Below are 17,600 nucleotides of genomic sequence, written 5' to 3' on the forward strand. Positions count from 1 at the left end.
CCTCTTCGCTCTGCTTGTCATTTATGTAATCTTTCAAAATTGGAAAAACTTTATCTGGAATTTTTAAGGATAACAGTTTTGAATTCTTGTTCATTCGATAGTGAAGTCTATTATCAAAAATGTCGTTCCAACGAATTTTTAATATATCAGCTACACGGATGCCAGCAAAGTAAAAACTGAAAAGCCAGAGATTTCTAGCGTGAGTTTCATTCTTGGTAAGGTTATCAACTGACTCTAGCTCTATGACTTCATTTCGAGTAAGACCTATTTTTTCAGTTTCAGGGAACTTAATTCGTATTTTATCCGAACCGAATGGGTAAAGTTTTCTATCTACGATACCCAATTTTATGGCCCTATTATAGATAGTTCTAATCACAATAAGATTATTTACTATCGACCTTTCTGATAGGTTGTGTTTTGTACGGAGGTAGGTTTTAAATTTCTTTAGAAAATTTTCATCAATTTCTTGAAAGGTTAGCTGCTTTGACGTGGTAAATTTTAAAACGTGATTAATTCTTGCTTTATCTGTTGAAAGCCTAGACAGCTTTTCGTTTGCTTCTAAATCATCAAGAAAGTCTTGTGCCACTTCAAAAAAAGTAACTGATTCCGAAGAAGCATAAAGTTTCTCTTTTATTTGATTTGCCGATATATCCTTTTTGCTCGACTGCAAATCAATCAGCATTTTATTTGCCTCAGACAGTTTGGTACTAAGCAAACCGTTTAACCTATCTGAGTAAGGATGTGATTTTCTAACTCTAATATTTTTCACATCCCAATCATTTGGGTCAATATTATGACCTATATAATGATAATTTGAGCGACGGTTTTTTGTGATACGAATACAAAGAGGACAATGTCCTTCTTTATTAGGCTTTTTCCGAAGTACTATTTTTGCATTTGATGACATATCTTAAATATTAGGATATAAAGATAATCATTTTTGGTACAACATAGGTACAACAAATTATGATTTTAAACGATATCAATTGATATTATATAAAATTAAATATATGCTAATCAGTTGATTATAATATAACTTATGGAAATTTAGTAGTAAATACGCTGGATTCAAAATCCAGTTTCTTCGGAAGTGTGGGTTCGATTCCCACCTTGAGTACAAAAAAAGCTTCAAGATTTTCTTGAAGCTTTTTTTATAGATATAAGTTGTAACTTTGAACCATCCCAAACTAGTTAATTATGTTAGAAAATTTTTGGTTTAATGTTCAATATGGTATTAATCACGTATTAGACATCAACGGTTACGACCATGTGCTTTTCTTAATGGTGCTTGCTGTTCCTTATGTTTTTAGAGATTGGAAACGCATATTACTTTTAGTTTCCATGTTCACTTTAGGACATACCTTATCGTTGGTTTTGGCGGCTTATGGAGTTGTCAGTGTTGATGGTAAGTTAGTTGAGTTTCTAATACCTGTAACTATTTTAGTTGCGGCGGTTTATAATGTGTTTACAGCTGGTAAAAAGGATAAAGGCAAAAAAATTGGTTTATTGTTTTTTGCAACATTATTCTTTGGTTTAATCCACGGTTTAGGGTTTGCTAGAGAATTTAAAATGTTTGCTGGGCAATCTGAGAATAAATTAGAACTTCTCCTTGAATTCGCATTAGGAATTGAGATTGCTCAAATTATAATAGTATTTGTGGTTTTATTTCTTGGTTACTTGTTTCAAACTATCTTCAGATTTACAAGACGCGATTGGGTCATGGTTCTTTCCGCAATTGTAATCGGTCTGGTATTACCAATGATTATGCAGAGCGATCTCCTAAAATAGTCCTTAAAGTTTGGTAAAACTTTAACTACAAGTAAATTGTATATAAAATACTATCCTTTTATCTTCGTTATTCACATTGTACGTTTGTACAATAAAGAAATTTAATGTCAAAGAAAAAACAATTACGTTACGACAAAGCTTACCTGCGCATTGCAAAAGAATGGGGAAAGTTATCGCATTGTAAAAGAAAACAAGTTGGCGCTTTAATCGTAAAAGACCGTATGATAATTTCTGACGGTTATAACGGTACACCCACTGGTTTTGAAAACTATTGTGAAGACGATGAGGGCTATACCAAATGGTACGTCTTACATGCAGAAGCTAATGCAATATTAAAAGTAGCTGCATCAACGCAATCTTGTAAAGGAGCAACACTCTACATAACTTTATCACCATGTAAAGAGTGTAGTAAACTGATACATCAGGCTGGAATTGTAAGAGTTGTTTATCATAAAGGCTACAAAGATGATTCTGGTCTGCAATTTTTAAAAAGAGCAGGTATAGAATTAGAGTTTATAGAAGACGTCATAGCTTAATGCAAGAACGAAATAAATACATACCATTAATTGTTGGTGTTGCAATTGCGGCCGGTGTTTTTATTGGTGGAAAAATGAATTTCACTGATCCGTCAGACAATCTTTTTACAACAAACAGTAAAAAAGATAAACTCAACCGACTCATAGATTATATAGATTACGAATACGTAGATGATGTAAATACAGATAGTATTGTTGATGTAACCGTAAATGGTATTTTAGATAATTTAGATCCACATTCCACGTATATCCCAAAAGAAGACTTACAACGAATTACTGAGAACATGAAAGGTGATTTTGTTGGGATTGGTATTAATTTTTATCCATATAAAGATACTATCGCAGTTGTTAGACCTACCGAAGGCGGGCCAAGTGAACGAGCTGGCATCATGGGAGGTGACAGAATTTTATTCGCAGATGGAGATACAATTTTTGGAAAATCGATTACCAATGATTTAATCACCCAAAAACTAAAAGGAGATAAAAACACCAAAGTTAAATTAACCGTTTACAGAAAAGGTGAAGAAGAATTATTAGATTTCGTGGTAAGACGAGAAGATATACCAATTAAAAGTGTTGTTGCAGCCTACATGCTTACAGATGAATTAGGTTATATTAAAATGAATCGTTTCGCAGAATCTACCTATAAAGAATTTAAAGCGGCTCTGCGCGAGTTAAAAGATCAGGGAGCGACCAAATTAGCATTAGATTTAAGAGATAATCCAGGTGGCTTTTTAGGTATAGCGGAACAAATTGCTGATGAATTTTTAGAGGACGATAAGTTAATTTTGTTTACCAAGGATAAGAAAGGTAAAGAAGAAAGGACCTATGCTACCAGGCGTGGAGATTTCGAAGATGGTGAAATATATATCTTGATGAATGAAAACTCTGCATCCGCGAGTGAAGTTATAGCAGGTGCACTACAAGATAATGACAAGGGTATTATTGTGGGAAGGCGTTCGTATGGTAAAGGATTGGTACAGCGTGAAATGGCATTGGGTGATGGTAGTGCTGTCCGATTGACCGTATCTCGTTATTATACACCAACAGGTAGATCTATACAACGGCCATACACTAACGGAGATAACAGATCTTATTATAATGACTACTTCAAAAGATTACGCACGGGTGAGTTAGTAGATGAAGAAAATATTGAAGTGGATGATTCTTTGAAATTTACGACGCCTAAAGGTAAAGTGGTTTATGGAGGAGGAGGAATTATTCCAGATGTGTTTGTGCCAGTAGATCGTTTGTTTGAAAATGAGACGATCAATTATTTAAGACGACGAGGTCATTTTGGTTATTTTGTTTTTGAAGAATTAGACAAAGACAGAAAGACTTACGAGAGTGTTTCAAAATACGATTTCATCAATAATTTTGAAGTTTCTGATGACATCGTTGTACGCTTTGAAGAATATGTAAATTTGAAAGAACGAACTAATATCACTTTCGTTGCCTACAATGATGAAATTAGACGACTTATAAAAGCTACAGTAGCACGTCAATTATTTGATGATGATGCGTTCGAGGAAATAATAAATAAAGAAGATATCATGGTACAAGAAGTGATACTATTAAGTACCGAGTACCCTAATTTTAAGCAGTAGACTTATCGTGCACTTTAGTGTGCTTTCCATTATTCCATAGTGTTAATATATCAGTTGCTACATGAGCGCCGCTACCACAAGCCATTGCAAACTGACTTCTCCAACCTGCTAAAGTGCCAGCAACATAAAGATTTTCGTCAATTTTATGATCTAAGTTCCTTAGCCAAACTCTATCTTTTTCTTTAACTGCTCTAGGATGTGGCTCTAGGTAATCTTCTAAGCCTTTAATTGTCATAAGACTCGTGTAGCCCACTGCAATGACAACAATTCTAGACGAGTAACTGTTTTTATTAGTCGCTACTATATAACCTTCTGTAGTTTTTGTGAGAGCTACAACTTTCTCTTTTTCAATTTGAGTAACATGAGGATATAGATCGTATAGTTGTTTATTTCCGCTTAAGAGAATGTCTTTTCCTAAGGTTCCTGGTTGTAAACCAAGCACATTATTAAAGAGTGCATTCTGTAGATGGGAGCTTTTTTGATGTGTAATTATGCCAACTTTTTTATCCTTGGCATACTCTTTATCTTTTGCAGATCCTAATACCAACGCACAAGATAACCCTGCAGCACCACCACCAATAATTAAAGCATCGAACATTATTAGCGCTTTTTATCTAATTTCTCAATTTTCTTAGAAATTCTAAGAATTTGTAATAATATAATTGCGCATAACGCCGTAATTATGGTGAGTACGGCTGTATAACTTTCACCTGACAAAAGCGCTTCAAAATTTAGTTTTGTGGCATTAAAAACTATCAATGCCGTAGCAATAAAGGTTAATATTAAAGTAAATATCTTCATAATGTAATAATCTTAAACTAGTAGTTCTTTAATGTTATGTGCAAATAATTTTACTGCAATTGCTAACAAAATTACACCAAAAACTTTTCTTATTATGTTAATACCATTGGCACCTATAATTCTTTCAATTTTTGCTGAGGTTTTTAAGACAATATAAATAACAATAACATTGCAGATAACAGCCACAATAATATTTTCTATTGCAAATTCTGCTCTTAAAGATAATAAGGTTGTTAAACTTCCAGGACCTGCTATTAGAGGAAATGCAAGAGGAAAAACTGAAGCAGTCATGGCACTATTTTCATCATCTTTATATAGGGTTATACCTAAAATCATCTCTAAGGCGATAAAAAATATAACAAATGCACCTGCTACTGCAAAAGAATTTACATCGACACCAATTAGATTAAGTAAGCTCTTCCCAACAAATAAAAATATAATCATTATAACGCCAGCAATTAATGATGCTTTTTCACTTTGTATATGCCCAACTTTTTTGCGCAGATCAATAATTATTGGAATGTTTCCAATAATATCAATCACAGCAAAAAGAACCATAAATGCAGTAAATATTTCTTTAAAAACTAACTTCATTTTAACCGTTTTTGAAATTTGCGGCAAAGGTGCAATTTAATTACTGATTTTCAATATTAAATAATAGTAAAGTTTAACTATTTTTGCCTCATGTTTCAACTAGGTAAAACGATAATTTCTGAAGATATTATTGAGAAAGATTTTATTTGTAATCTTTCAGCATGTAAAGGTGCATGCTGTGTAGATGGAGACGCGGGAGCACCATTAGAGGCGGATGAAGTTCAAATTCTTAAAGATATTTATCCAAAAGTAAGACCCTACTTAAGAAAAGAAAGTATTGAGGTGATAGATGCGCAAGGTACTTCAGTAACTACTGCCTTTGGTGACCTAGAAACGCCATTGATTAATGGAGCAGAATGTGCTTATGTTATTTTTGATGAAAAGAACACCGCGTTATGTGCCATAGAAGAAGCCTATAATCAAGGTGATATTAAATGGAAAAAACCTGTGTCTTGTCATTTGTATCCAATTAGGGTAAAGGACTATTCAGAATTCTCAGCTGTCAACTATGATAAATGGGAAATTTGTAATGATGCCTGTGCTTTAGGTAAAGAATTACAGGTGCCAATCTATAAATTCGTGAAAGAAGCACTTATTAGAAAATTTGGAGAAGATTGGTACTCAGAATTAGAGAATGTTGCAGAAAAAAAATAAAAAAGTAATTTTTTTAATTTTTTATCCTTGAATTTTATACATCATATTTTTTTGTATTGAGTAATCTAAAAGTGCCTATAAACACAATTGCTAGGTGTGCTTTTAATAAGATATTACTTACAAATATAAATCAAAATATAAAAACATAAAAAACTGATTATCATATATTTATGATAATATTTCAATATTTCCTTTGTTTATGGGCTTTCTTAATGTTTGTTAAAAACTTGTTGACAACGTTTATTATTTTGTCTTTTAAATTAAAGCACAATTATCAATCTTTGTTGTGGGCAAAGTAAAAAATAGATTTTAATAGCGGTTTTTTAAGCCTAGATTAAAAAACCTCTGTTTTTGAAAATTTCAAGCCCTTTTTGTTCCTATATAAAGGAAAAATTTTAACACTATTTACAGCATTTGCTAATTGATTTGGGAATAATCATGTATTTATTCTAGAGGATCGTTAGCTTCAAAAATTAAGATTGAATATGGAAACCACACAACTGGAAATCACGGAAATTATTAAAAGAGACTACGAAACAAACCCTTTTGTTTTAAATAAAATTTCTAACGCTGTAGAAAAAGCAATGATGTCTGTAGGGCATGGAACAAAAGAAGATGCCAATACAATTGCGGTAAAAGTGTTGCAAGAATTACTAGACAGAAAAGGTGAAGATTATAGATATGTGCCAACTGTAGAAGAAGTTCAGGATTTGGTAGAGATTAAATTAATGGATAGTGAGTTTTTAGATGTTGCAAAAGCATACATTTTATACAGAGATGAGCAAGCCAGAAATAGAAAGACAAATATCTTTGAAAAGCGTATCAATTTAAAACCTTACGAGTATCCTGCATTAAATGAATATGTAGATGCCATTAGACATTCTTACTGGATACATTCAGAATTTAACTTTACAAGTGATATTCAAGATTTTAAAACAAGATTGACCATTGTAGAACAAAATGCGATTAAAAATACAATGCTTGCAATTTCTCAGATTGAGGTTGCTGTAAAGTCATTTTGGGGAGATATCTATCACAAAATGCCAAAACCAGAAATTGGATCTGTAGGAGCAACGTTTGCTGAAAGTGAAGTGCGTCATCATGATGCTTACTCTCATTTATTAGAAATATTAGGACTTAATAACGAATTTAAAAGATTAAAGAAAAACCCGGTAATAATGCGCCGTGTGCATTATTTAGAATCGGCGTTAAAAAATGCGAAGAGTGAAGACAATAAGGAATATGCAGAGTCTGTTTTATTATTCTCATTGTTTATTGAACACGTATCCTTGTTTTCACAATTCTTAATCATCATGGCTTTCAATAAGCACAAGAATATGCTTAAAGGAATATCTAATGTTGTTGAAGCTACATCAAAAGAAGAACAAATTCATGGAGATTTTGGTATCGATGTGATTAAAATTATAAAAGACGAAAACCCAACATGGTTTGGTGATGAATACAAAACCATTGTTAAGCTAATGTGTGAAGAAGCTTTTGAATCTGAAAGCAGAATCGTCGACTGGATATTTGAGGCAGGTGAATTAGACTTCCTTCCTAAAAATGTCATTAACGAGTTTATAAAAAACAGATTTAATAATTCCCTCGAAAGCATCGGCATTGATAAAATATTTGATATTGACGATAGCTTATTAGAGCAAACTGAATGGTTTGATGATGAGATCATCGGAACTAAACACGGAGATTTCTTCGTAAAACGCTCTATCAACTATAGCAAAAGAACAAAAAGTATAACTAGCGACGACTTATTTTAAACCATGAACGACAAAACTAACTTAGACCTCGAAAAGAATGTAGTAAACCCTCAAACTACCGCAACTTCACCACATGATGAATTAATTAAAGCCAGGAAAGAAGCCATTAAGGAGGTTAACGCTGAGCCAGAAATAAAATGGTTAACAGAGCACAGCCGTAAGTTTTTATCATCTGGTTACCTTACAGAAGGTACGACACCAGAAGCACGTATTAGAGAAATAGCTGATAATGCCGAGCGTATCTTAAAGATTGATGGTTTTGCAGATAAATTCTATGGCTACATGGCTGAAGGTTTTTACTCATTAGCATCACCAGTGTGGTCTAACTTTGGTAAAAAACGCGGCTTACCAATTAGTTGTTTTGGTTCGCACATTTCTGATGATATGGGAGATATTCTCTACACACAATCAGAAGTTGGTATGATGTCTAAGCTAGGTGGTGGTACTTCGGGTTACTTTGGTAAACTTCGTCATAGAGGAGCGCCAGTAAAAAATAACGGAGAATCATCTGGAGCCGTACACATTATGCAACTGTTTGAAAAAATGGTAGATGTTGTAAGCCAAGGTTCAGTGCGTAGAGGTCGTTTTTCCCCTTACCTGCCCATAGAGCATAATGATATACACGAGTTTTTAGAAATCGGTACAGAAGGTAATCCAATACAAGAGTTAACACATGGTGTTACTGTTGGTAATGAGTGGATGCAAGAAATGATTGATGGAGATGCTGAAAAACGAGCTATTTGGGCAAAAGTATTACAACGTAGAGGAGAAATAGGCTATCCTTATATCTTCTTTAAAGACAATGCTAATAATACTGCACCAGAAGTTTACCAGGAGAACAAGCACGAAATCTACGCAAGTAACTTGTGCTCAGAAATAATGTTACCAACAAATGACAGATGGTCTTTTGTATGTGTATTATCTTCAATTAACTTGTTGCATTACGATAAGTGGAAGGATACAGATGCCGTGGAAACTATGATCTATTTCTTAGATGCTGTTTTAGAAGAATTTGTAACTAAGCTAGAAGTGTACAGAGACTCAGCAGATCGTGATGACCAGCAAACTTTCCTTTTCATGGAAAAAGCTTATAACTTCGCGAAGGAGAATAGAGCTTTAGGAATGGGAGCTTTAGGATGGCATTCTTTATTGCAATCTAAAATGTTACCGTTTGATAGTGCTGAAGCGTTTAACCTGAATAGTGAAATCTTTAAAACCATTAAAGAAAAATCTGTTAAAGCTTCTGAAGAATTAGCAGAAAAACTTGGTGAGCCTGAAGTATTAAAAGGCTACGGAAGACGTAATGCAACATTAAATGCTGTAGCACCAACGACATCTTCAGCATTTATTTTAGGACAAGTATCTCAAGGTATTGAGCCAATATGGTCTAACTGTTATGTAAAGGATATTGCCAAAATAAAGACAACGATTAAGAATCCGTATTTACTAGCCTTGTTAGAAGACAAAGGAATGAATACAAGTGAAATTTGGAGAAGTATCCGTGATCATGATGGTTCGGTACAGCACTTAGAAGGTTTAACAGATCTTGAAAAAGACGTATTTAAAACCTATTCTGAAATTGACCAAATGACACTTATTTATCAGGCGGCAAACAGACAGAATCATATTGACCAAGGTCAATCGTTAAATATCATGGTACACCCTGATATGCCCGTTAAGGATATCAATAAAATATATGTTACCGCTTGGCAATTAGGTGTAAAGTCATTGTACTACCAACATAGTATGAATGCTGCTCAAAAATTTAAGCAAAAGAAGGAATGTACTAGTTGTGAAGGCTAGGAATTTCTTTAAGTGAAGATATTTCAATATAAGTAAAAAGCATCTCAGAAATGAGGTGCTTTTTTTATTTCTCAATCAAGGTATCTATACCTAAATATTTGTCGTCTTTATTATAGTACCAAGCTCTTACTTTGGGCATTTTAATGCCATTTACCGTTACTTCTTCAGATAGTAATATGTATTCACCAGAATGAGGTTTTTCCGCGCCATTCTCATCGGTTTTAAAGAACTGATAGACTTCCATGGCATAAGTTTCAGGGTCAAAGTAAAAGTACCAAATATCACTCCCAACGGCTTCGTCGTAGGTTACTTTTAGTAACTAAATAGTCTTTATCTTTAAAATTTCTTTTTTCAACGGTATCACTAAGATTGGTACCAAGGTCTTCAAGCTTCATAGGCAAGCCGTATAAATAGGAGTAGTAGTTTTTGTAAAGTAGTGCTCTGTCACAAGTCATGTTCTTTGCTTTTGTAGTTGTGCTGTCAAGTATTTTACCGTTGTAACGCATGTCACATTTTCCTTTAGAAAGAGTGTATGTCGTTGTCACAGTATCTCTTGTTGCTTCTACACTAAAATATTCCTTTGGTAAATCAATAGAAATAACACTTGTTCGTTTTGAAGCATCAGGTGTAGTCATTACAACAGTAAACTCATCATTAAAGCTTGTCCAGTTGCCATTAGGATCGTGATATGAAATAGCGTTTGATAATAACTGTTCTGGTGTGAGATTTTGACCAATGCAAGTCAATGTAAAGCATACTAAAATGAAGGAAAGAATGGCTTTCATAAGATTATTGTTTGTATGCAAATTACAAATTAAGACATAAAAAAAGCACCCAATGCCGAACTTTACGGAAGGGTGCTTATTTGCTTTACCTATTGTTTTTAGTTCAATGGATTATTTTGCTGCCATAAGAGCAAAGAACTTATCAATATTAGGTAAAAGTATAATACGAGTTCTTCGATTTTTAGAACGATTTTCTCGTGTATTGTTTTCTACTAATGGTTGGTAGCTACTGCGACCAGAAGCAATTAATTTTTCAGGATTTACATCGTATTTGTTTTGTAATTGTCTAACTACAGAAGTGGCTCTCAATACACTTAAATCCCAGTTGTCAGCAATCTTATCTGTACTAATGCTTCTTGAGTCTGTATGACCTTCAACCATTACATCTATGCTATCTTCAGAGTTAATCACATTCGCTAATTTTTGAAGTATGTTATTTGCTTTACTACTAATTCTATAACTCCCAGAGTTAAATAACATTTTATCAGAAATAGAGATCATCACTACAGTTTCATTGATGTTCACAGCAATATCTTCATCTTCATTAAGATTAGACGTATCCATGGTCTTAGCAAGATTGTACTGTATTGCTAAATTCATAGAATCCTTTAAAGTTTTTGCCTGCGCCAATTTTTCAGAGTCTATATTTGCTAACGTCGACAACATTTTTTCTTTAGTAGCATTAGACATTACCGTGCCATCAGCGTTAACATCTAGCTTTATGTCATTTTCTATTTTTAATCCCTCAACATCTTCATTTAAAGAATTGATTTTTGCATTATAAGTATCAACGCGCTCTTGAATTTTTGCAAACTTATTTTCTAAGTCTTCCTTTTCAACTTTAGTTTTAGTTAGCTCACTTTTAATCTGACCATTTTCTTGTTCTAAGGCCATATATTTCTTTTTTGAAACACAAGAGCTAAATAAAATAGCTGTTACTAATAAGATTGAAATTTTTTTCATGTTTTAGTTTTTGTTAATTTATTCAATACACATAGATATACGTACAAAGTGTATGATTAGATGTTTATAAAAAAATAAAATCAAATTTTTTCGCATAACAATTAATTTACATTATTTTAATGTTGAATTAACATATTATGCAATACGAATTTTATGAAATACTACAGCTAATAGGCGCATTAGGTGTGTTTTTATTTGGTATGAAGGTAATGAGCGATGCTCTGCTTTTATTGGCCGGAAGTAAAATGAGATCTATTCTGGAGAGAATGACATCTAACCGTGTTTTAGGAATTGGTACAGGATTTTTAATTACATCCGTAATACAATCCTCATCAGCAACGACATTAATGGTGGTTAGTTTTGCTAATGCAGGACTATTAACTTTAGTTGAGTCTATTGGTGTTATTATGGGTGCTAATATTGGTACAACCATTACGGCATGGTTAATTACCATTCTGGGCTTTAAAGTGAGTATGAGTACTATTGCTTTGCCACTTGTTGGCTTCGGTTTTGGATTTACGTTTTTAAAGAAAGAAAAACTAAAAAATTTAGGAAGCTTTATCATAGGCTTTGCCTTACTCTTTATAGGCCTACAGTTTCTAAAAGAAGCGATGCCAGACATAAAGAATAATCCTGAGTTACTGGCATTTTTATCGCGCTATACAGACTTAGGCTATTTGTCTATTTTATTGTTTTTATTAATAGGAACTGTGCTTACGGTAGTTATACAATCGTCTAGTGCTACAATGGCCTTAACGTTAATTATGACAGCGCAAGGCTGGATACCTTTTGAGTTAGCGGCAGCCATGGTTCTTGGAGAAAATGTTGGTACAACTATTACAGCAAATTTAGCCGCGATTATAGGCAATTATAAAGCCAAGCAAACCGCAAGAGCTCACTTAATTTTTAATCTTATGGGTGTTTTCTGGATGCTTATTTTGTTTTATCCATTTTTAAAAATGATTAGCTGGTTGGCTATATACCTGGGATCAGAATCACCATATGTCAATGCTGCTGCTATACCAGTAGCCATCTCATTATTTCACACAATATTTAATATTGCTAATACCTTTTTATTAGTTTGGTTTGTAAAACCCATAGCAAAGTTAGTAGAGCGAATTATTCCTGAACGCCTAGAAAAATATAAACAAATTGATGAACCAAAATTTTTAACTGAAAATTCTTTAAAATATCCAGAAACTGCAATTTCAACATTACGAAAAGAGTCTAAGTACTTATTTAAAAATGCTGTGTTTGAAATTGTATCTCATGCATTGAATATTCACAGAACAGATATAAAATCAGACCTGAAAGTTAAAAAGGTGATTAAAAAGTCTAATATTTTATTTGAAACTAATGTGAGAGAATTGTACATCACAAAAGTTAAAAATATATATGGAAAAATTATAAGCTATGCTACTAAAGCACAGACAGTGCTAAAACTGACAGAGGCTCAAAACAATCAGTTATTAGAGCTGAAAATTGCCAATAGAAAAATGGTTGAGATATTGCGTTATGTTGGCGAATTAAGCAGAAATGTTGGGCTCTATCTAAACTCTGATAATAAGCATATCAAAAAAGAATATGATAAAATTAGAAATAGAGTGGTTAAAGTATTACGTACCATTCATCTATTTAGAACAGAAAAAGACAACGAGGTTTATCACAACAAATTAGTTCAACTAAAGAAAGAAGCGAGGGAAATCTTTCACTCTAATAATCTTAAAATTGATGAGTTAATTAGAAATGACTTAATTACAGTAGATATGGCGTCTTCATTATTTAATGATTATGATAATGTCAATGATATGATAGAAAACCTTATTGATGTTGCAGATTTATTATATGGTAAGCAAGATTCACTATTAGAAAGTGATGTTTAAAAAGGCATATGGTATTTATAATGTGGTTTTACTTTACAGTTTAGTAATAATTAATTAAATAAAAATCTATTAACGAATCTTTATATAATTTTATTTTTATGGAAAACTAAAATTATGAAATTTCAGATATTATTGATTCTAGCCTGTTTAACATTTTTATTAGGATGTTCAAATGACGACGAAACAAGTACCGATAATTTAAATCAAACAGGAATTATTGGAAATTGGGAGTTTAGTGACGAGGAAATAGATGGGATATCTGATTTACTGCCCAAATGTTGCAAGTTTTTTGAATTTAAAGTAGATGAAAATAAGCAAGATCTTACGGGATTATTTACATATACCGGTGATACAAATGAATTTACTGAAGGTAGCTTCATAGTAGATGAAACAGGTGAAACTATAACCTTTTTGTTTGATGATGAACAACGCATTTATAATTATACCATGAGTCAGTCTCAAGATTATATAACATTTTCATTTTTTGAAGATGGATCTAACTCTTTACAAGGATGGACCAAAATAGACTAAGTAGTTATTCTTCTTCAGTGGTTAAATCGCTCACTGTAGCTGGTTCAACTGAACTATCATGAGAATGATAATACTCTTCAAGTAAATTGATCATAGCGGTGAACAAATCTTTGGTCTCTAGTAGTAAACTAAAATACAGGGTTGTATTTTTAGGACTAGATTCTTCACTTCGTGTTCGCTCTACTTGTTTCTGAATTTTTTCTTTTACAGTGTCAAAGAATTTAGACTTATCTTTAAGTAAGGCGCCTATTTTTTCAAAAGAACGAGATTCAAAAGCATCTTGAGTACTTAAAAGCAATGTTTCTAAGTTGTCATCTAAGTCTTTAAGTTCTTTTATCTGACTAAACTTTAGTTTTTTATGATTGTTGTTAACGTGCTTATGACTGGCTTTAGAAATATATTCTAAGGATTGTGTCATATCTTGCAGGTAACCTAAGATATTAATGTAAAAATCACTGGCAGAGACACTTGGCTCTTCCAGGTTTCGTATAAAATAAAAAATGTTGTCTTTTAACTCGTCAATTTCATTGGAGAGTTTCTGAATTTGTTTTCTATTCTTTTTTAATAAGGATAAATTCTGAGTTGCTAAACCATTAATAGCGGACGTATATATTTTGTTCCCTCTTTTTACAACATTGGCTATATTCTTAGCACTTTCGTGAATTACACCTTGAGTTGAGCTACTTTCTGCTTTCTCTAATCTGTCTTCTTCACGCATTATTTTAGAGCTCTTTCTATGTGATAAATAATTTCTTAGAATTAAAACAAAAGCTAAAATTAGAAGACCTGCCAAGGCATAACCTTCACCAAAATATAATATAGTAGCCATAATACAAGCAGCCACAAAGGCACTAAAAGCTGTAAAAAACCAACCTCCAATAACATTTAAAACACCAGCTACCCTATACACCGCACTTTCACTTCCCCATGCTCTATCTGCTAAAGATGTTCCCATGGCGACCATAAATGTTACATAAGTAGTGGATAATGGTAATTTCATAGAAGTAGCTATAGATATTAAGACACTTGCAACCATTAGGTTTACTGCTGCTCTTACTAAATCAAAAGCTGGCAGATCTTGTGCTCTGGCAACAACTTTTGGTTTTATAAATTGTTTATCAGACCAAGTCTTAAATGACTCAGGTAATAGAGTATTAATGCTATTTGATAACCCTATAGTTAATCTTACAATATTTCGAGATAGAAAATTAGGTTCAAATCGTTCTTTGACTTCTTCTTGCCTTGATAGGTCAACCGAAGTCTTTACCACGGCTTTTGCTTTACTGGAAAACCATAAAGTAATTACCATTATTAGACCAGCTATCAATAATAAATAAGGTTCGGTCTGCACTGGTTTAGCTAGATCTATCATTGCAAATTGAGTAGCTAATTCACCACTTGTTGACCAAACTTCATATGAGTTGTAAGCTGCTATTGGAACTCCAATAAAATTCACTAAATCATTGCCAGCAAAAGCCACAGCTAGGGCAAAAGTACCCACAACAATAATTATGGTATATATCTTAGCATTAAATAATTTTATTGCTAAAAAAGATAGAATTGTAAATACTAAAAAGCTTATGCCAATAAATGTAAATGGATTAGTGCTTAAAAAATCTTTAACAGTGTCAGACATAAAGGTGGCATTTTTTAAACCTTTTACAATGATGAAGTACATTATAGAGGTCACTGCGAAACCACTAAAAATTGAGCTAAACCCTATGGGTTTTTCATGGAATTTAAAGGATAAAAATAATCGCGATATATATTGAATAATAGCACCTATAGTAAAGGCAACAACGACAGATAGGAGTATTCCTAGTATAATTTCTATTGCCTTCTCATTATTAATGTACTTAGCTATGTTGGTAATTGACTCAGAGTCATTAGCATAAATCTTAATCAACGCTACCGAGACAGATGCACCCAATAATTCAAAAACAATAGAAACGGTAGTACTTGTAGGTAAACCAAGGGTATTGAAGAAATCTAAAAGTAGAATATCCGTGAGCATTACAGCCATAAAAATGACCATAATTTCATTGAACATAAATTCGCCAGGATTGAAAATACCTTTTCGTGCGACTTCCATCATACCACTAGAGGTCATGGCACCAACAGCCACACCTAAACTAGCAACTATCATAATAGTTTTAAACGAAACGGCTTTAGAGCCAATGGCAGAATTTAAAAAATTAACAGCATCATTACTTACACCAACAACTAGATCCGCAATAGCTAAAATGGCTAAGGCAACCAGCATATAGATATAAAGATTTTCCATGTATTAGATTGGCTAAAATTGAACGCAAAATACTTTAATTATTTTTAAACTTACGTTATGTAAACGTTATTTTTAACTTCCAAATAGACGTGCTAACCCTTAAGCAAGTTCATACAATTGTTTAAATTTTAAGAATAAAAGAAGTAAGTAGAAATAGTTTTTCTTCTGTATTAATATTTAAGGATTCAAAACGATACTCTAGTCCTAATTGAAGTTTTAATTTCTTTGAAACTAACCAACCAAAATGTGCTGTGGTTCTATGGTCAATTTTTGGTTTTACTTTTTCACTATTGCTTAATAGTGCTTCCATTGAAGTGACCAAATACTTTTCACCAATATTGAGTTTTTCACCATTTAAAGGGAAGTCTAGTGCAAAACGATAACGCGAACGTAGAATGGTTAAATCATCCAGAAGGCGTTGTTCAAAGCTAATACGATGTCCAAAACGTAAGGCTAAATTCTTTTTGATGAAATTAAATTGCTGGATAAAACGTAATTCGTTACTGCCTCCATCGATAGATTCTCTTTGGCGATATTGTACTCCTACGCTCACTGTATGCCTATAATCTAAATTGAAAGTAGAAAAATGGACAACGTCTAATTGTCTGTTTTCAAAATTAAAGTTTTGATCTTGATACAGATAATAACGCGATCTCACAGCAAAGTTTACTTTGTAATCACTATTAATCCTATAATTTATTGCTACACTAGTTTCGCCTAATCCCTCAAAATCATTTTGAGAAGATAAAATTAATCCACTAAGGCATGTACAGAAAGTTAAAAAACTTTTAATATAATACATGCTCGTAAGATGTTGTATTTAAAAACCTAAAACTTATAAATGCACCACTTTTATTAAAAGTAAACTCTCTAATAGTACGTTCGTTTTCTGTTTTTACCTCAGCAATAATTTCAAACTTAGGGTATATTTTAGAGTTTTTTGATATAACGTTTCTAACAAATTCTACAGTATCTAAATCTTTAGAATAAACAAACTGTTGTTGAATTTTGATCACTTTGTATTTAACAAATGATGCTTTAAAATACCCTTTTATATGTTTTTCTATCGAGTCACCAATACTTTTAAACTTGGTAATTACTTCAATATCTTCAACAATGCCATTTTTGGCAAACTCTATACTATAGTATTCTCTTTTGTATTTAAACTTTGCTTCAAAGCTTTGTTTATTTCCGTCAGTTTCTTTATAAAATTTTAATCGTTTACATTTTTGAGGTAACAACTCCACGACGCTTTGTGCTAAAACAGGAAATTCTGATAGTTTAATACGCTCTTCTTTTTCCTTCTTTGTCTGGCATACAGAGAATTGTATAAAAGAGAATACAAGTAAAGTTGTAAAAAAAAGATTGAATCTCATTTTGTAACTAGTTGATTTATTCAGTCACAAGTTAATGACTGTAATTGAGTCATTAACAACGTAATTTTGATAATATATAAAAAATTGTAAATCAGTAAGTTAAAGACCCAATGTTAAATAAAAGTTATGTAAGTGTTGCGAAAATGTAAAAAAAATGTTATGTTTGTTGTGTAATTATTAATTAAAACCCCAAGAATATGAAAAATATAGTAATATTTAT

General features: G+C 32.4%; 18 protein-coding genes. 8 read left to right on the plus strand and 10 right to left on the minus strand.

Annotated elements, in window-relative coordinates; all coding sequences use genetic code 11:
• The coding region (locus ACTG3Y_RS10630; protein ID WP_439152904.1) for a phage integrase SAM-like domain-containing protein at positions 1–907 on the minus strand (907 nt) is incomplete at its 3' end.
• A gap of 290 nt (positions 908–1,197) precedes the next feature.
• Here ACTG3Y_RS10630 and ACTG3Y_RS10635 point away from each other — a divergent pair.
• The 3 genes from ACTG3Y_RS10635 (at position 1,198) to ACTG3Y_RS10645 (ending at position 3,931) form a co-directional block, all read left to right on the plus strand.
• On the plus strand, positions 1,198–1,788 hold the full coding sequence (locus tag ACTG3Y_RS10635) for a HupE/UreJ family protein (protein WP_439152905.1): 591 nt from the start codon (positions 1,198–1,200) through the stop codon (positions 1,786–1,788).
• A 104-nt stretch (positions 1,789–1,892) separates the two neighbouring features.
• On the plus strand, positions 1,893–2,324 hold the full coding sequence (locus tag ACTG3Y_RS10640; protein WP_439152906.1) for a deoxycytidylate deaminase: 432 nt from the start codon (positions 1,893–1,895) through the stop codon (positions 2,322–2,324).
• A complete protein-coding gene (locus ACTG3Y_RS10645) occupies positions 2,324–3,931 on the plus strand; it encodes a S41 family peptidase (RefSeq protein WP_439152907.1) in 1,608 nt (535 codons plus the stop codon). The genes ACTG3Y_RS10640 and ACTG3Y_RS10645 overlap by 1 nt, the downstream gene beginning before the upstream one ends.
• Here ACTG3Y_RS10645 and ACTG3Y_RS10650 read toward each other — a convergent pair.
• Genes ACTG3Y_RS10650 through ACTG3Y_RS10660 form a run of 3 tightly spaced genes read right to left on the minus strand, consistent with a single transcriptional unit; the run spans position 3,921 to position 5,326 of the window.
• Positions 3,921–4,529 carry an FAD-dependent oxidoreductase gene (locus ACTG3Y_RS10650; RefSeq protein WP_439152908.1) on the minus strand — a complete coding sequence of 203 codons (609 nt, stop codon included), beginning with the start codon at positions 4,527–4,529 and terminating at the stop codon, positions 3,921–3,923. The genes ACTG3Y_RS10645 and ACTG3Y_RS10650 overlap by 11 nt on opposite strands.
• Positions 4,530–4,531: 2 nt before the next feature.
• A complete protein-coding gene (locus ACTG3Y_RS10655) occupies positions 4,532–4,732 on the minus strand; it encodes a hypothetical protein (protein WP_439152909.1) in 201 nt (66 codons plus the stop codon).
• 12 nt (positions 4,733–4,744) lie between these two features.
• On the minus strand, positions 4,745–5,326 hold the full coding sequence (locus ACTG3Y_RS10660) for a MarC family protein (RefSeq protein WP_439152910.1): 582 nt from the start codon (positions 5,324–5,326) through the stop codon (positions 4,745–4,747).
• Between the two features lie 90 nt (positions 5,327–5,416).
• Here ACTG3Y_RS10660 and ACTG3Y_RS10665 point away from each other — a divergent pair, with 90 nt between their 5' ends.
• The 3 genes from ACTG3Y_RS10665 to ACTG3Y_RS10675 all read left to right on the plus strand — a co-directional run bounded on the left by ACTG3Y_RS10665 (position 5,417) and on the right by ACTG3Y_RS10675 (position 9,558).
• On the plus strand, positions 5,417–5,980 hold the full coding sequence (locus ACTG3Y_RS10665; RefSeq protein ID WP_439152911.1) for a DUF3109 family protein: 564 nt from the start codon (positions 5,417–5,419) through the stop codon (positions 5,978–5,980).
• Between the two features lie 500 nt (positions 5,981–6,480).
• Positions 6,481–7,755 (plus strand): ribonucleotide-diphosphate reductase subunit beta, encoded by a 1,275-nt coding sequence (locus tag ACTG3Y_RS10670; RefSeq protein WP_439152920.1) that lies wholly within the window; start codon positions 6,481–6,483, stop codon positions 7,753–7,755.
• Between the two features lie 3 nt (positions 7,756–7,758).
• The gene (locus ACTG3Y_RS10675) at positions 7,759–9,558 is read left to right on the plus strand and encodes a ribonucleoside-diphosphate reductase subunit alpha (RefSeq protein ID WP_439152912.1); all 1,800 of its coding nucleotides are present in this window, start codon (positions 7,759–7,761) and stop codon (positions 9,556–9,558) included.
• A gap of 64 nt (positions 9,559–9,622) precedes the next feature.
• Here the strand turns inward: ACTG3Y_RS10675 and ACTG3Y_RS10680 are convergent, their stop codons facing one another.
• From ACTG3Y_RS10680 to ACTG3Y_RS10690, 3 genes are all read right to left on the minus strand, one after another.
• Positions 9,623–9,838, minus strand: a complete 216-nt coding sequence (locus tag ACTG3Y_RS10680; RefSeq protein WP_439152921.1) for a DUF6503 family protein — start codon at positions 9,836–9,838, stop codon at positions 9,623–9,625.
• A gap of 1 nt (position 9,839) precedes the next feature.
• Positions 9,840–10,343, minus strand: coding sequence for a DUF6503 family protein (locus tag ACTG3Y_RS10685; RefSeq protein WP_439152913.1), 504 nt, complete (start codon positions 10,341–10,343; stop codon positions 9,840–9,842).
• A gap of 111 nt (positions 10,344–10,454) precedes the next feature.
• The gene (locus tag ACTG3Y_RS10690; protein ID WP_439152914.1) at positions 10,455–11,306 is read right to left on the minus strand and encodes an OmpA/MotB family protein; all 852 of its coding nucleotides are present in this window, start codon (positions 11,304–11,306) and stop codon (positions 10,455–10,457) included.
• A gap of 137 nt (positions 11,307–11,443) precedes the next feature.
• On the opposite strand from ACTG3Y_RS10690, the gene ACTG3Y_RS10695 reads away from it, so the two are divergent.
• Both ACTG3Y_RS10695 and ACTG3Y_RS10700 read left to right on the plus strand, forming a co-directional pair.
• Positions 11,444–13,189 (plus strand): Na/Pi cotransporter family protein, encoded by a 1,746-nt coding sequence (locus ACTG3Y_RS10695; RefSeq protein WP_439152915.1) that lies wholly within the window; start codon positions 11,444–11,446, stop codon positions 13,187–13,189.
• Positions 13,190–13,303: 114 nt separating this feature from the next.
• Positions 13,304–13,720, plus strand: coding sequence for a hypothetical protein (locus tag ACTG3Y_RS10700; RefSeq protein ID WP_439152916.1), 417 nt, complete (start codon positions 13,304–13,306; stop codon positions 13,718–13,720).
• Between the two features lie 4 nt (positions 13,721–13,724).
• Here the strand turns inward: ACTG3Y_RS10700 and ACTG3Y_RS10705 are convergent, their stop codons facing one another.
• The 3 genes from ACTG3Y_RS10705 to ACTG3Y_RS10715 all read right to left on the minus strand — a co-directional run bounded on the left by ACTG3Y_RS10705 (position 13,725) and on the right by ACTG3Y_RS10715 (position 17,380).
• Complete coding sequence (locus tag ACTG3Y_RS10705; RefSeq protein WP_439152917.1) at positions 13,725–16,004, minus strand: inorganic phosphate transporter; 2,280 nt, start codon at positions 16,002–16,004, stop codon at positions 13,725–13,727.
• Between the two features lie 121 nt (positions 16,005–16,125).
• Positions 16,126–16,806 carry a DUF2490 domain-containing protein gene (locus tag ACTG3Y_RS10710; RefSeq protein ID WP_439152918.1) on the minus strand — a complete coding sequence of 227 codons (681 nt, stop codon included), beginning with the start codon at positions 16,804–16,806 and terminating at the stop codon, positions 16,126–16,128.
• Positions 16,793–17,380: a hypothetical protein gene (locus tag ACTG3Y_RS10715; protein WP_439152919.1), complete on the minus strand. Its 588-nt coding sequence runs from the start codon at positions 17,378–17,380 to the stop codon at positions 16,793–16,795. The genes ACTG3Y_RS10710 and ACTG3Y_RS10715 overlap by 14 nt, the downstream gene beginning before the upstream one ends.
• Positions 17,381–17,600 lie beyond the last annotated feature (220 nt).

This window comes from Winogradskyella sp. (assembly GCF_965656915.1).
Taxonomy (GTDB): domain Bacteria; phylum Bacteroidota; class Bacteroidia; order Flavobacteriales; family Flavobacteriaceae; genus Winogradskyella.

What these genes read in the sequence shown, in the direction of transcription:
- ACTG3Y_RS10635 (WP_439152905.1), top strand. Translation starts at nt 1,198, where the DNA reads ATGTTAGAAAATTTTTGGTTTAATGTTCAATATGGTATTAATCACGTA.
- ACTG3Y_RS10640 (WP_439152906.1), top strand. Translation starts at nt 1,893, where the DNA reads ATGTCAAAGAAAAAACAATTACGTTACGACAAAGCTTACCTGCGCATT.
- ACTG3Y_RS10645 (WP_439152907.1), top strand. Translation starts at nt 2,324, where the DNA reads ATGCAAGAACGAAATAAATACATACCATTAATTGTTGGTGTTGCAATT.
- ACTG3Y_RS10650 (WP_439152908.1), bottom strand. Translation starts at nt 4,529, where the DNA reads ATGTTCGATGCTTTAATTATTGGTGGTGGTGCTGCAGGGTTATCTTGT.
- ACTG3Y_RS10655 (WP_439152909.1), bottom strand. Translation starts at nt 4,732, where the DNA reads ATGAAGATATTTACTTTAATATTAACCTTTATTGCTACGGCATTGATA.
- ACTG3Y_RS10660 (WP_439152910.1), bottom strand. Translation starts at nt 5,326, where the DNA reads ATGAAGTTAGTTTTTAAAGAAATATTTACTGCATTTATGGTTCTTTTT.
- ACTG3Y_RS10665 (WP_439152911.1), top strand. Translation starts at nt 5,417, where the DNA reads ATGTTTCAACTAGGTAAAACGATAATTTCTGAAGATATTATTGAGAAA.
- ACTG3Y_RS10675 (WP_439152912.1), top strand. Translation starts at nt 7,759, where the DNA reads ATGAACGACAAAACTAACTTAGACCTCGAAAAGAATGTAGTAAACCCT.
- ACTG3Y_RS10685 (WP_439152913.1), bottom strand. Translation starts at nt 10,343, where the DNA reads ATGAAAGCCATTCTTTCCTTCATTTTAGTATGCTTTACATTGACTTGC.
- ACTG3Y_RS10690 (WP_439152914.1), bottom strand. Translation starts at nt 11,306, where the DNA reads ATGAAAAAAATTTCAATCTTATTAGTAACAGCTATTTTATTTAGCTCT.
- ACTG3Y_RS10695 (WP_439152915.1), top strand. Translation starts at nt 11,444, where the DNA reads ATGCAATACGAATTTTATGAAATACTACAGCTAATAGGCGCATTAGGT.
- ACTG3Y_RS10700 (WP_439152916.1), top strand. Translation starts at nt 13,304, where the DNA reads ATGAAATTTCAGATATTATTGATTCTAGCCTGTTTAACATTTTTATTA.
- ACTG3Y_RS10705 (WP_439152917.1), bottom strand. Translation starts at nt 16,004, where the DNA reads ATGGAAAATCTTTATATCTATATGCTGGTTGCCTTAGCCATTTTAGCT.
- ACTG3Y_RS10710 (WP_439152918.1), bottom strand. Translation starts at nt 16,806, where the DNA reads ATGTATTATATTAAAAGTTTTTTAACTTTCTGTACATGCCTTAGTGGA.
- ACTG3Y_RS10715 (WP_439152919.1), bottom strand. Translation starts at nt 17,380, where the DNA reads ATGAGATTCAATCTTTTTTTTACAACTTTACTTGTATTCTCTTTTATA.